We start from the raw sequence: 12988 nt of genomic DNA on the forward strand, positions 1-12988 counted from the left end.
CTCAAGATTGTGCTACACCGTCGCCACATAAGCGTGCTACACTGCTGCTACGCGCAACCAGAAAAACATCTGGAAAATCAACGTTCTGTGGTGATGTGCCCCGAATCCCGTAGGGCGCGCCACGCGGGCGCAAGCCGTTGATGCGGCTAAAACTCTGTGACAATCAGTGCCTTGTGAGCCGCCGGTCCTACAAACCGGTGCTACAAACCCATGGCACGAATGACCTACGGCACCCCGGACCGCCACGGCACCTTCTACTTCCGGCGCATCATCCCGAAGGCGCTGCGGCCCTTCATGCCGGCCCCGTGGACGGGCAAGTCGGCTTGGACGAAAAGCCTCGGCACAAAGGAGGAGCGGAAGGCCAAGCAGCCCTTCGCCCGCTGCATGTCCGACTGTGAGGCAGACTTCGCGCTGGCCGAGCGGGCGATGCGCGGCGAGCCCATCCAGGCGCCACGAAGCTCCCCTGCGCTCCCCTCCGATGCTGAGATTGAAGCTGAGGTCTTGGCTGGCCTCCTCGCCGCGGACGAACTGGAGCGGCTGGAGCCTGACCCGCGGCAGCAATTCCAGACCTCCGAGGAGCGGACGCAGTGGCCCGACCTGGTGACGCTCAAGCCCCGTGGGATGGCCGAGGACTACCACTACGTGCTCGGCGGGGAGCTTGAGGCCCAGCACGCCGCCTACCGCAAGGCGCTGGCGCGGGTAGACCCCGAGATCGTGGACGGCGAGTGCCGGGCCTTCCTCCGCAAGCACGGTCTAACCATCGATCCCGTCTCCGATGCCTTTCACGCGGTCGGCCTCGTGATCCTCAGGGCCCATGTGCGGGCCTACGATCTCCTGTTGCAGCGCCACGAGGGCGAGCCGATCGAGACCCCCGCCCCTCCAATCCCGGCTGCCGCCAACAAGGGCCCGAAGCTGTCCGAGGCGTTCGCGGCCTGGAAGGCGGGGAGCGGTGCCAGGGGCGGCAAGAAGCCGTCCGACCGGACCCTCCTTGAAGCCTCCTATGCCGTGCGCAGGCTGACGGAGTGGCACGGTGACATCCGCTTGGGCGACCTCACGCGGGAGCTGGCTAGGGACTTCCGAGATGCGCTGGCGACGGTGCCCACTCGCCTCCCCGACACACTGAAGCGGCTCCCGATGCGCGAGATGCTGAGCCGGGACTTTAAGGCCTACCCTGCGGTTCACGCCGCAACGGTCAACAAGACCCTCACCATCGTTGCCGCCATCATCAGCCACGCCGAGGCAGCCGGGCGGCTGGACGCGGTGTCGGGCTTCAAGAACCCATTCGGCAAGGGCATCAAGCTCGGGATCGATGAGCGAGGCGAGGAAGGACGGCAGGAGTTCAGCAACGGGGACCTCAAGGCCATCTTCGGCACGGGGGTCTATCGACAGGGCGAGCGCCCGAAGGGCGGCGGCGGCGAGGCGGCCTTCTGGCTCCCGCTCCTGGCGCTGCTGTCGGGGGCCCGCCAAGGCGAGCTTGCCCAGCTCCGGGTGGCCGATCTGGCGAAGGATGCGGAGACGGGGGTCTGGTACCTCGACATTGGGACGGCCGGAGGACGGAGCATCAAAACCGCCAGCTCGCGCCGTAAGGTGCCGCTGCATCCGGCTCTGGAGGCCGCCGGTCTGCTCCGCTACCGCCAATCGCTCCTGGGACGCTAGCGCCGGCCTAGAGGCGCCCCTATGGCCGCACGTCGAGGCGGATAGCGAGGGGCGGCGGGCCGGGCCGTGGTCGAAGTGGTTCAACCGCTACCTGCGCGACAAGGCGGGCATCGAGGACCCGGCCAAGGTCTTTCACTCCTTCCGGCACACCTTCAAGCGGATGGCCCGGGATGCGGGCCTTCAGGAGGAGATGCACGATTCCCTCACGGGGCACGCTGGAGGCGGAGGCGTCGGGCGGGGCTACGCGAGAGGCTTCGGACTCTAGGGCGTCTCTGCAAAGGGGTTCACACGAGCAGGGCGAGCCCCCACGTGATCGGGATGCGACGCTTTGAACTGACCGACGCGCAGTGGGAGCAGATCGCCCCGCTGCTGCCGCCTCAGAAGCCGCGCACCGGCCGTCCTGCGGTGGATCACCGCCAAGTGCTCAACGGCATGCTCTGGATCCTGCGCACGGGCGCGCCGTGGGAGGATCTACCGGCGCGCTACGGGGCGGTTGGGACTGTCTCGAGCCGGTTCTACCGCTGGCGCAAGGCCGGCGTGTTCGACCGGGTGCTGCAGCGCCTGCAGGCGCAGGCGGATGCCCGCGGCGACCTCGACTGGGATCTGCACTTCGTGGACGCGACGGTGGTGCGCGCCCACCAGCACGCCGCCGGCGCACGCCGGTCTGGCGCCATCGGGGGGTGAGGGCGCCGCTGGCTGGCGACGATGAGCGAGAGGCACGCCGTCGTTCAACCCGCTGGCTATAATGGCTAGGTCGAGAAAGCGAGAGCACCCGTCGATCGAAGGTCGGCAACGGGTGGTAGCGGCAGGTCGATCTCGCTGTGAGACGGGTGGTTGCCGAACTCAATGATCGACGGTAACTTCGCCCTGTCGCGAAAAACGACAGCCTCCTCTGGGCTCGTCGAATACACGTCACCCACGCACCTCGCGTGGCTCGACCAGCGTCTCCGAAGCAGCAGCCCGACACCGTCGGACAACTGTAGTGATCAGCGCTCAGACGTGCGGATCGCATCCGGCCGCAGGAGCGCAACCATGCGACAGTCGATCACGATCCTCGGCGCGGGCCTCGGCGGCCTCGTGCTGGCCCGCATCCTCCATCTTCATGGGATCACGGCTTCGATCTACGAGGCCGAGCCATCGGTCGATGCGAGAGCGCAGGGCGGCCTGCTCGACATCCACGAGCATAGCGGACAGATTGCCTTGAGGGCCGCAGGGCTCCATGCCGACTTCCTCCGCCTCGTGCGCTCCGGAGAAGACGCCAAGCGCATTGTGGATCGGGGTGGCGTCATCCTGTTCGACCGGCCCGGCAACCACATGGGCTATCGGCCCGAAGTCGATCGCGGTGACCTGCGGCGGATGCTCGTCGCCGCGCTCCCCCCGGAAACGATCCGTTGGGGCCATAAGGCGATCAGGGTCACCGGGTGCGGGGACGGGCGGCACGTGGTCGTCTTCACGAACGGCGCGACGATCACAGCCGATCTGCTCGTAGGCGCAGATGGAGCATGGTCGAAAGTCCGCCCCATGCTCTCGCGGGCGACACCCGCCTACGCAGGCGTCTCGTTCATCGAAACGACCATTAGCGATGGCGGCGCGCCTCAAGGCTAGCGCGGATGCGATTGGGGAAGGCACGCTGATGGCCGTGGCACCGGGCCAGGGCATCCTGACTCACAGGCACGCGGACGGACGGCTGCAAACATACACGGCACTGGCAAGGCCGGAGCCCTGGTTCGATGCCATCGACTTCCGTGACGCGGAGGCGGCCCTGGCCCGCATCGCGGCGGAGTTCGCGGGGTGGGCATCGCACCTCACCGCTCTCATCACGACGAGCGACGCCGATCCCGTCCTTCGCCACATCCATGCGCTGCCGGTTAGTCACCGCTGGGATCGTAGACCCGGCCTGACCTTGCTGGGCGACGCCGCGCACCTGATGTCCCCGTTTGCAGGCGAAGGGGCGAACCTCGCCCTCTATGATGGTGCGGAACTCGCCAGGGCGATCGTCACGGCGCTTGGCGACATCGGCACGGCACTCGCTGCATACGAGAGCGAGCTGATCCCCCGATTGGCCGAGATAGCCGATGCGTCTGCGCAGAATCTCGTGCAATTCTTCGGCGCTGACGCACCCTACAGCGTGGTCTCGATGCTCGCACCTAAGCTTCTATGAGCGTCCGCAGTGGGTGAAACGCGGACGCACCGCATAGGGTGTTAAGACCAATTTATAGCCTGAGCATACGGTAAGATGGCATTCCACGACCAGTCCCTCGCAGCAGCGACAACTAGGACCGCCCCATGAAACTGCCCTCTCTACCTTATACGCCTGTCCATTGGGACGCTTTACCCGCAACAGAGCACCAGGGGGAAACTGGAGCGGCGCTATGGAGGACGCTCAACAACGTCGACGTGAGAATGCGCGTGGTCGAACTCTCACCGGGTTATCTGGCTGACCATTGGTGCGATCGTGGGCACATCGTCTACGTGCTTGAGGGAGAGGTGACAAGTGAACTGAAAGACGGTCGCAGCTTCATCATGAAACAGGGCATGGGCTACACAGTGTCGGACTTTGGCGACGCGGCGCATCGATCGTGGACGAGGGATGGTGCCCGGCTCTTTATCGTGGACTAGGGTCTAAACTCGTTCAAGGTATTGCGATGACGAGTGAAATGTGATTCTACGCGCCTCCCAGATGGAGGAGGCTATGGCAGAGCTGTTCTGGCTGTCGGACGAGCAATGGCAGGCGATCGCGCCGTTCATGCCCAAAAACCAGCCCGGCGCTCGTCGCAAGGATGACCGCACCATCCTGTCGGGCATCCTGCACGTCATCAAGTCCGGCTGCCGCTGGAAGGATTGTCCGAGCGCGTACGGTCCGCCCACCACCGTCTACAACCGCTTCAACAGGTGGTCGCGCCGCCGCTTCTGGACCGGCCTGCTGGAAGCCCTGGCCAAAGCCGGGTGGTCGGGCGAGGCCGCTGCCCTCGACGCCACCTACGTCAAAGCCCAACGCGCCGCCCACGGCGGAAAAGGGGGGCTCGCGAACAGGCGATCGGCCCCTCGCGGGCAGGTGCGACCACCAAGATCCACGTCCTCGCCGACGTGATTGGCCGCCCGGGCGTGATCCACCTCACGTCCGGCAACGCCAGCGACGTGAAGACCGCGCCCGCCGTGCTGGACAAGGCGCCCGGCCCCGTGCGCCGGCTCATCGCCGACAAGGGCTACGATGCCGACTGGCTGCGCCAGGAGTTGCGCCAGCACGGCATCAGCGTGGTCATTCCCGGCACCCGCGCCCGCAAGCGCAAGATCCGGCTGGACAAGCGGCGCTATCGCGACCGCTGGCGGGTCGAGGCGGTGCTCTGCCGCCTCAAGGCCTTCCGCCGCATCGCTACTCGCTACGACAAGCTCGCCCGCAACTTCGCCTCAGCTCTCGCGCTTGCCGCCGTCATCGCGTTCTGGTGCTGATTGAGTCTCAACCCTAGGGTTCGAGGTCCGAGAAGGGCCGACGGCTGCCCGGCGGCCACGGCATCCTGAACCCGGGGCTTCCTCCGGTATCGGTCTCACGCAACCGGCTGATTGAGCAGCACCCAGAGGCGCGCGATCCTGCCATCCACGACCTCGGCCACATCCGCTCCAGTGACTGCGATGGGTCCGCCGTCCGGACCCGCCTGCCACTGCAGCGAACCCAGTCCGTGATGCCCTACGGCGGTGCCGACGGGTATGAACCGGAAGGTCGGTCCGAACTGCTCCAGCAGGTTGCCGGCGACTATGGAGATGGCAGACCGCCCCTCAACGATATTGGTTGGTTCGAACATGACTGGATCGGCCACGTAGAGCTCCTCCAGTGCAGCGGCCCTCTTGCCGGCGTCGCGCTCGTTGAAGACGCGTTCAAGGTTGGCCCGCAGTAAGCGGTCGTAGTCAGGTTCCGGCGCTTGTGGGGCGGTATGCGTGAGCTCGGACACGACTCATCTCCTTCGGTGCAGGTGGGTCGCATCGGGACCGAGAAAAGGGGTCGGTCCAGCGTCCTTCGTCAAGCCAGGTAGCTGCCGTCGGCGGTCAAGGCGGCCCCGGTGATGAAGCCGGCCTCCGGGCCGCTCAGAAAGGCCGCAAGCGCGGCGATTTCGGTGTCCTGCCCCATACGCCCAAGCGCGATCAGCGGGATGAGCATGGTCTCCATGCCGGCCGACATCTCGCTCGCGACCGGACCGGGCTGAATGGTGTTGACGGTGATGCCGCGGGGACCGAGGTCGCGAGCCAAGCCGCGGGTCAGGGAGGCCACTGCCGCCTTGGTCATGCTGTAGACGGTCGTGCCCGGAAAGCCGCTGCGCTCGGCCCCGACGCTGCCGACTGAGATGATCCGTCCGCCCTCCCGCATGTGGCGCGCGGCTTCCTGGGCGGCGACGAACACGGCCCGAATGTTGACCGCGAACTGACGGTCGAAGTCGGAAAGCGCGATATCCTCAACGTTGCCGGAGACGAGGATGCCGGCATTGTTGACGAGGATGTCGAGCCGGCCGAACCGCTCGACGGTGGCCTGCACGGCCTCGCGGACGGCGACCGGGTCGGCACTGTCCGCCTTCAGGGCGGCCACGGAGGCTCCCGAAGACGCAAGGTCCGCAGCAAGAGCCTCGGCGCGATCCGTCGAGGCTGCGTAGGTGAAGGCGACGGCGGCGCCTTCCCGGCTCAGGCGGCGGACGATGGCGGCCCCGATGCCGCGAGACCCACCCGTGACCAGGGCGACTTTACCGGTGAGAGACTGCGTCATGGGGAATTCCTCGTAGGCTCGTATCGCAAGACGGGCTTCGTCGGGCGCAGGCGATCAGACGAGGCGGGCGCCGCCATCGACGTGCAGGGTCTCGCCGTTCATGAAGCCATTGCTCATCAGGAAGACGACCGCCGCTCCCGCTTCGTCGGCTGTGCCGAGGCGCCGCTGTGGCAGCTTCTCGGTCAGCGCGGCGACGTAGGCGTCCCGGTGGGCGCCCAGCGTGCGGGCGAGAAGCGGCGTGTCGGTCGTGCCAGGCGACAGGGTGTTGACCCGCACCGGCGCCATCTCCAGGGCGAGGCCGCGGGCGAAGGCCTCCATCGCGGCCGAAGCGGCGGCAAGCACCGCGGTGCCCTGGGCGCTGGGGCGGTCGGCCAGGGCACCCGAGATGAAGGTGACCGATCCGTCTTTCGCCATGCGGTCGCCGAGGGCGCGCAGGGTGTGGACGGCGGCCCAGATGCGCTCGTCGAAGGCCCGCTTCAGGTAGTCGACCTCGGCGTCCAGGATCTTGCCGGCCACGAAGGTGCCGGCAAGCAGCACGAGGTGGTCGACGTGAGGAATGTCGGTCAGCGCCGCCGTAATGGTCTCCGGCCGGGTCACGTCGGCAGCGCGCCAGCCGGTGAAGCCGTTCTCGGCCGCGACGCGCTCGGCGCCCTCGGCGTTGAAACCAACTACGATGACCTGAGCGCCCGCTGCCTTGGCTTGCTGGGCGGCAGCGAGGCCGATGCCTGAGGTGCCGCCGAAGATGACGACGGTGCGGTCCTGGAGGTTGCTGCTCATGACGATGATCCTTCCCGGCGGCGCTACGGCGCCCGTGGGAAGAAGAATGGCCGGTCTCTTAGCGCTTGATAATCAGGCCTGTTTTCGTTTCAATCATGCCGCCATGGAACAAATTGGTCTCGACCGCCTCACCGGCATCATCGCTTTCGCGCGCTCCGCCTCGCTCGGCAGCTACACGGCCGCCGCGCGCTCCCTCGGCATCTCGCCCTCCGCGGTCAGCAAGAGTGTGCAGCGGCTGGAGGAGCGGCTGGGCCTGAGCCTGTTCACCCGCACCACGCGCTCGCTGACCCTGACGCCGGAAGGTCGCGACCTGCATGAGCGTGCGCTGCGGCTCCTGCGAGAGGCCGAGGAGATCGAGCAGGCCGCGGTGGCGGCACGCTCCGAGCCTGCCGGCACCGTGAAGGTGACGGCGCCGGTCCCCATCGGCATGCACCTTCTTGCCCCGGCCCTGCCGCGGTTCCGCGAGCGCTACCCGCGCCTGTCCGTCGACCTGCGCTTGGGCGACCGCTTCGCCGACATCATCGAGGAGGGGATCGACATCGCGATCCGCGTGGGCGAACTCGCCGACTCTCGCCTGGTCTCCCGGCGCCTCGCGCCGCACTGGCTCTGCGCCTTCGCCTCGCCGGCCTACCTGGAGCGTCGCGGGACGCCGCGGCATCCGGATGACCTGGTGCACCACGACTGCGTGAACTTCCGCTTCCAGAGCACGGGCCAGGCCCTGCGCTGGCCGTTCCGGATCGGCGAGCGCACGGTCGAACTCACGCCGAACGCCGGCATCGTCACGGATTTCAGCGACGCCGTGGCGGCCGTCCTGGTGGCCGGCGGCGGAATCGGCATCTCGCCGGTCTACATCGCAGCGCCCTACGTCGAGCGGGGCGTGTTGGTGCCGGTCCTGCAGAAATTCGCCGTTGAGCGTTCCGTTGTTATGGCACTGTGGCCGGAGAGCCGGCGCGGCAACCCGAACGTGAAAGCCTTCCTGGCTTTCCTCGACGAGGTTTTCCCATCTCCTACACCCTGGGATAGGCTTCTCTTCGCAAGCGCCGCAGACAAGCAGGACACCAGCCCCATGGGTGCGAGGCCCTTTTGATGGGCCACAGCAAGCTGACGTGATGGTCGCCTCAACGGCGTCCGTCTCCTGCCTTGGAGCAGACCTTCAACGAGATCAGGCTGCTGGTCCGGAAGGGTTGGAGTGCGAACGCACGGCCTCCTCCATTCTGGGGACGCGCAAGGGATCCGCTTCTGGTTCGGTCGGGCCGAACCGAGCGACCGCGTCAAACCTCGTCGGGGGCGGAATCGGTCAGGCGCAGGCAGGAGGCCACGATGCCGCTTGTTCGCCGCGATCTTCTCCGCTCCTGTGCAGCGGCCCTGAGCTTGGCCCACGCGGGACGAACGACCGCCGCCGAGACGGAGCGCTACGGTTCGGTTGTGCGGGCCTTCGAAAGCAGCAGCTGCAGGATCCTATCCTCCGCTTCGTAGTCGGTGGAGGCGTTCAGGTGCCAACATCATTGGAGGCGGCGATGCCTGAAGTTGACGCAGACACGCTCAACGCGCTCGTGGGCAAGATGCTTGGCGATCTCGGTGGCGCCTTCAGCGTGCCGACCGTGCGGATCGGCTTCCGATTGGGCCTGTTCGCGGCGTTGCACCAGCACGGCCCGTCGAACACCACCGAACTGGCGGAGCGCTGCGGGCTCGCCGAGCGCTACGTGCGCGAGTGGGCGCTCGCCCAGGCGACCAACGGCTACGTGACCCACGATGCCGTCGAGGATCGCTTCAGCCTGAGCGCGGAGCAGGCCATGGTCTTCGCCCTCAAGGACAGCCCGGTCTACCTCGAAGGCGCCTTCGATCTGGCCGCCGCCATGCTCGACGCCCAGCCCAAGGTCGAAGCGGCCTTCCGGAGCGGCGGCGGCGTGGCGTGGGGGGAGAGCGCGGGGTGCCTGTTCTGCGCCGTCGGCTCCTTCTTCCGGCCGGGTTACGTCAACAGCATCGTCCCCGCGTGGCTCCCGGCGCTGGACGGCATCCTGCCGCGGCTTACAGCTGGCGCGCGCGTGGCCGACATCGGCTGCGGGGTCGGCTTCTCGACCCTGATGATGGCCGAGGCGTTCCCCAACAGCACCTTCACCGGCTACGACTTCCACCCGCCCTCGATCGCGCAGGCGAACGCGCACGCTGCGGCCCATGGCTTGAGCGGGCGTGTGACCTTTAAGGCGGTGGCGGCAAAGGAGATCGCGGACACCGCCTTCGATCTCGTCACCATGTTCGACTGCCTGCACGACATGGGTGATCCCCGGGGCTGCGCGGCGCATGTGCGCGAGCTGCTCAAGCCTGACGGAACCTGGATGCTGGTCGAGCCAGCCGCGGCGGACCGGGCAGGAGACAACATCGGCAACCCGGTCAGCCGTCTCTACTACAACGCCTCCACCATGATCTGCGTGCCAACGTCGCTCGCTCAGGAGGTGGGCGAGGCGCTCGGCGCTCAGGCCGGCGAGGCAAGGCTGACCGCTCTCGTGCAGGAGGCGGGCTTTCGCCGGGTGCGTCGAGCGGCGACAGGCCCCTTCAACATGGTGCTGCAAGCATGTCCCTAAGACAGCAGTTTGCGTCCGCTGTGGGCGGTGAGCAGACCATGCCTCTTCGCCCTTAAGAAGACGATCCGCCACCAGCCAAACCACGCCATCAACATAGCGACGCGCCGCTCGTCGAAAGCAGACGTCAGCCTTTTGCATGGCGATGAGGAAACACGACTGGGCGCACCAGGATGCGGCCGACGGAGTTCGCGGCGTTGAGCTTTGCCGAGATCAACGTCCATTAGGTCGGTGCGAACCAGGAGACATTCACCGATGCGTTCGGACAGAGCGTGCTGGCGCAAGTCGATCCTTGAATGGGGTGGGTCACGATGATCAAAATTGTCGACCGTGCTTCAACAGAAAGCTCGAGGTAGTCCGGAAGTGGCGATCCGGGTGCTCAGAGCCTGGCTCACTGCTATGAGGGCATCGCAGAACCCGACCGGTCTGCTTTCGCGCGTGAGCGCACGCGGCGGCATAAGACACGAAGTCCAACGAAATCCGACCCTCCTCGTGAGGGATGCCTTTTGTGCTCATGATGCCCCTAGCTCGGCCCTTGGCGGGTGCGATCCTTGAGCTTCGTAGACGCAAGTCATTCGCTCAGCTTGATCGAGTAAGCGAGCGCAGATCGCAGCGCTCCGTATAAGCAATAACACGACCAGCGGACCGTTGCGCCTCGATGCGTAACGCTACGCGAAAGCGATGCCCCATCGGGTTGATCATCGCTCACATGCCGCTCTACCAAAAGCTGGCCTCCTGGCTCTGAACTAGGCGACTGACCCAACGGCATGCCTGCGTAGCTCGATCGACATCCTATAAGAATGCCCAGTCTCCGTCGTCTCCGGCTACTCGATCGAGGCCGTGGCTACCGACATCGCGTCAGGGCTGCGATACGAACGTGGCGAACGGCTCCACGTGCAAAATCGCGTTAAATTTTTCCGGAACGCTTTATGCTGCAGTGCCGTTGTTAGCCCCTCTGCCCCCGAGAAACGGTGGCGATTGGGCGTAGGAGCGGCACATGAGACTGCTCCATGGGCAAAGATCGAATCCAAATTAGTAACTTATGTTGCTATGCTTAAGAATGCGCGAGAATGCCGCACGTTGCGGCCTTCTCCACAATAAATTAAGAATATTTTCAAGCCTGTCAGCGCTCCAGCCAAGCGCCTAAGCTGACGACAGCCATGAAAATTTGCGCCCTGATACCGTTCGCATCGCCGTGATGCGCGCGGCCGACGAGCTTTGTCCTGCTCTCCTGGCGGATGATCTCATCAAGATGTGTCGAACAGAGCCGTCTCTGACGATTCTCAGACGCGAGAAGAGAACCATGAAGCCAGCTTCGCCCACCATCTCACTCTCCGTTGCATCGCAGCAAAACCAGAAGCCGAGCCACACTCGCGTGGTGCGCGTCTCGGCCTACTCGGTCGCGACGGTGCTCGCCCTGCTGATGACGACGGCAACGCTGCCGCCACTCCTGGCCGACCAGTCCGACCGTGCGGTCATCAATGCCCCAATCAGCCTGATGACAGCGCCGATCGCCGGCGAGATGACACGGGTCTCCGCTTCCGTCGGACAGGCGCTCAGCCCCGGCGAGGCGGTGGCACAGATCCACAATGCCCGGATCGACCGGACCACCCTGATCGCTCTCGACAGCAAGGTTGAGGAGCTGCGCGGGTCGCTACTTGCCGCACGGCAGAAGAAGGACTCGGACAACGCTTACGTAGCGGCTCTCGACATCGAGATCCGCCGGCAGGTCGAGCAGACGTTGGCCAAGCTCGACGGCGAGGTCGCAGAGGCTCGGGCCCGCCTCGCCGCGGCCGATGCCGAGGGGCAGTCGACGCAGGCGGTGGTGCGCCGCCAGCAGGACATGGTGGATCGCAACAATGCGAGCATCGACCTGCTCCGTCCGACCCAGCACAAGCTCGAAGCCGCCCAGTTCGACAAAGACGCGCAGGCCGCCAAGCTCGCCCAGAAGCTCGCCGAGCTCGGCGCGGTGAAGAAGAATGTCTTCGTAGGCAACGATTCGAACAGTCTCGCGGTGCTCACGCAGAAGCGGCGCGACCTCGCCTTCGACGCACAGCGCCTCGCCATCGAGGAGACGCAGCTCTCTGCGAGTTTGACGTCGCTGCAGGGGTTACAGGCGTCGGAGCGCAAGCGCCTCGACAGCCTCACTGACGCGCGGATGCAGGCGTCTCACGGTGGCGTGGTCCTCAGCCTCGGAGCTGCGCAGGGGCGCCATGTCAGCCCCGGCGATTCAGTGGCGACTCTTGTCGATTGCGAGCAGGCTTTCGCGGTCGGCATCTTCTCCTACCGGCAGGCGCAGGACCTCGCCGTCGGGACATCAGTCCGGATCTCGGCGGCCGGCACGACGGTCCCGGAGCGGGGCTGGGTCAGCGAGATCCTGCCGAAGACCAGCGACAGGACCGACCAGCAATACGCGGTGCCGTTCCCGCAGACCGAGCGACGCGAGATGTATGTCCTCGTGAGCCTCGATCCCACTTCCACCCCGGCCGCCAATGGGACAGAACGCGCAGGGCTGGTCGCTGCCGATGGATCGCAGGTCGCGCGCCGCACCACGCCTTGCTCTGTCGGGCAATGGGTGACGATCACCCGGGACAACGGCTGGATCCCCTCAGCCTCAGTGGCCTGGAAGGCGGTGGCGTCGGGGTTCACCGGGCCGGACGCCAAAGCGGCCTGGGGCGTGCTCGCCTCCAGTGCCACACGTGCGGCACAGACGGCCTCCGATCTCGCCGTGCGCGGCGCGACGTCGCCAGAAGCCAAACAGATGTGGGGCACCGTCACCGGTAGCGTCGCGCAGGCGGCCGATGCCGTCTCGAACGGCGTTAGGCAGCTGGTCGCCAAGGTCTCCAATCCGTCGCCCGGTGTCCCGGGATCGGCGCAAGCCGCGCCTGCCCGCCAGCACAGCACCGAGAACACCCATTGATCGGCGTGCTATGGCGCCTGGCCGCTGCCCTCGTCCTCGCCCTGACTGCAGGCGCTATGACAACTGGGGAGCCGCTCGGACGCTCCGATGCGCAGGGCGCCCTGACGCGCTCCCTCTGCGGATCTCTTGGGCGGGCAGTGGACGCGGCCGGGGCGGGGCCGGTCTTCGTGGCGAGCTACCGACCGGGCCCGACCGAGACGGACCTGCCGCCCCCCCTGCGCGGCTCGGCCTTCACCTACGACAATGCTCTGGCGGTAATCGCCTTGCAGGCGTGCGGCGACCTCCCGCGCGCCCGCCGCATCGGCG

General features: G+C 66.4%; 10 protein-coding genes and 2 pseudogenes. 9 read left to right on the forward strand and 3 right to left on the reverse strand.

Translation table 11 applies throughout. From position 1 onward, the window contains the following. Positions 1–219 precede the first annotated feature (219 nt). From MFF64_RS33745 to MFF64_RS33770, 6 genes and pseudogenes are all read left to right on the forward strand, one after another. Positions 220–1656 (forward strand): site-specific integrase, encoded by a 1437-nt coding sequence (locus MFF64_RS33745; RefSeq protein ID WP_238193530.1) that lies wholly within the window; start codon positions 220–222, stop codon positions 1654–1656. Between the two features lie 318 nt (positions 1657–1974). Then, positions 1975–2337: pseudogene (locus MFF64_RS33750) on the forward strand (IS5-like element ISMra2 family transposase); the annotation flags it as partial. Between the two features lie 351 nt (positions 2338–2688). Next, on the forward strand, positions 2689–3261 hold the full coding sequence (locus MFF64_RS33755) for an FAD-dependent oxidoreductase (protein ID WP_238193531.1): 573 nt from the start codon (positions 2689–2691) through the stop codon (positions 3259–3261). Beyond that, the gene (locus tag MFF64_RS37950; RefSeq protein ID WP_273557197.1) at positions 3239–3817 is read left to right on the forward strand and encodes an FAD-dependent oxidoreductase; all 579 of its coding nucleotides are present in this window, start codon (positions 3239–3241) and stop codon (positions 3815–3817) included. Before MFF64_RS33755 ends, MFF64_RS37950 begins: the two co-directional genes overlap by 23 nt. 125 nt (positions 3818–3942) lie before the next feature. Continuing rightward, the gene (locus MFF64_RS33765) at positions 3943–4275 is read left to right on the forward strand and encodes a DHCW motif cupin fold protein (protein WP_238193532.1); all 333 of its coding nucleotides are present in this window, start codon (positions 3943–3945) and stop codon (positions 4273–4275) included. A 127-nt stretch (positions 4276–4402) separates the two neighbouring features. Next, positions 4403–5106, forward strand: a pseudogene (locus tag MFF64_RS33770) (IS5 family transposase). A gap of 95 nt (positions 5107–5201) precedes the next feature. Here MFF64_RS33770 and MFF64_RS33775 read toward each other — a convergent pair. The 3 genes from MFF64_RS33775 to MFF64_RS33785 form a co-directional block, all read right to left on the reverse strand. Next, positions 5202–5603 (reverse strand): nuclear transport factor 2 family protein, encoded by a 402-nt coding sequence (locus tag MFF64_RS33775; RefSeq protein ID WP_099903699.1) that lies wholly within the window; start codon positions 5601–5603, stop codon positions 5202–5204. Between the two features lie 68 nt (positions 5604–5671). Next, the gene (locus MFF64_RS33780; RefSeq protein WP_099903698.1) at positions 5672–6406 is read right to left on the reverse strand and encodes a 3-oxoacyl-ACP reductase family protein; all 735 of its coding nucleotides are present in this window, start codon (positions 6404–6406) and stop codon (positions 5672–5674) included. 54 nt (positions 6407–6460) lie between these two features. After that, entirely contained in the window at positions 6461–7183 is a 723-nt protein-coding gene (locus MFF64_RS33785; protein WP_099903696.1) for an SDR family oxidoreductase, read from the reverse strand. Positions 7184–7286: 103 nt separating this feature from the next. Here MFF64_RS33785 and MFF64_RS33790 point away from each other — a divergent pair, with 103 nt between their 5' ends. From MFF64_RS33790 to MFF64_RS33800, 3 genes are all read left to right on the forward strand, one after another. Next, positions 7287–8270, forward strand: coding sequence for a LysR family transcriptional regulator (locus MFF64_RS33790; RefSeq protein ID WP_099903694.1), 984 nt, complete (start codon positions 7287–7289; stop codon positions 8268–8270). Positions 8271–8700: 430 nt separating this feature from the next. Continuing rightward, complete coding sequence (locus tag MFF64_RS33795; RefSeq protein ID WP_238193534.1) at positions 8701–9765, forward strand: class I SAM-dependent methyltransferase; 1065 nt, start codon at positions 8701–8703, stop codon at positions 9763–9765. A 1300-nt stretch (positions 9766–11065) separates the two neighbouring features. Then, on the forward strand, positions 11066–12682 hold the full coding sequence (locus tag MFF64_RS33800; protein WP_238193533.1) for an HlyD family secretion protein: 1617 nt from the start codon (positions 11066–11068) through the stop codon (positions 12680–12682). Positions 12683–12988 lie beyond the last annotated feature (306 nt).

Origin of the sequence: Methylobacterium frigidaeris (assembly GCF_022179185.1) — a bacterium.
GTDB classification, from domain to species: Bacteria; Pseudomonadota; Alphaproteobacteria; order Rhizobiales; family Beijerinckiaceae; genus Methylobacterium; species Methylobacterium frigidaeris.

What these genes read in the sequence shown, in the direction of transcription:
- MFF64_RS33765 (WP_238193532.1), top strand. Translation starts at nt 3,943, where the DNA reads ATGAAACTGCCCTCTCTACCTTATACGCCTGTCCATTGGGACGCTTTA.
- MFF64_RS33795 (WP_238193534.1), top strand. Translation starts at nt 8,701, where the DNA reads ATGCCTGAAGTTGACGCAGACACGCTCAACGCGCTCGTGGGCAAGATG.
- MFF64_RS33800 (WP_238193533.1), top strand. Translation starts at nt 11,066, where the DNA reads ATGAAGCCAGCTTCGCCCACCATCTCACTCTCCGTTGCATCGCAGCAA.
- MFF64_RS33785 (WP_099903696.1), bottom strand. Translation starts at nt 7,183, where the DNA reads ATGAGCAGCAACCTCCAGGACCGCACCGTCGTCATCTTCGGCGGCACC.
- MFF64_RS33755 (WP_238193531.1), top strand. Translation starts at nt 2,689, where the DNA reads ATGCGACAGTCGATCACGATCCTCGGCGCGGGCCTCGGCGGCCTCGTG.
- MFF64_RS37950 (WP_273557197.1), top strand. Translation starts at nt 3,239, where the DNA reads ATGGCGGCGCGCCTCAAGGCTAGCGCGGATGCGATTGGGGAAGGCACG.
- MFF64_RS33780 (WP_099903698.1), bottom strand. Translation starts at nt 6,406, where the DNA reads ATGACGCAGTCTCTCACCGGTAAAGTCGCCCTGGTCACGGGTGGGTCT.
- MFF64_RS33790 (WP_099903694.1), top strand. Translation starts at nt 7,287, where the DNA reads ATGGAACAAATTGGTCTCGACCGCCTCACCGGCATCATCGCTTTCGCG.
- MFF64_RS33745 (WP_238193530.1), top strand. Translation starts at nt 220, where the DNA reads ATGACCTACGGCACCCCGGACCGCCACGGCACCTTCTACTTCCGGCGC.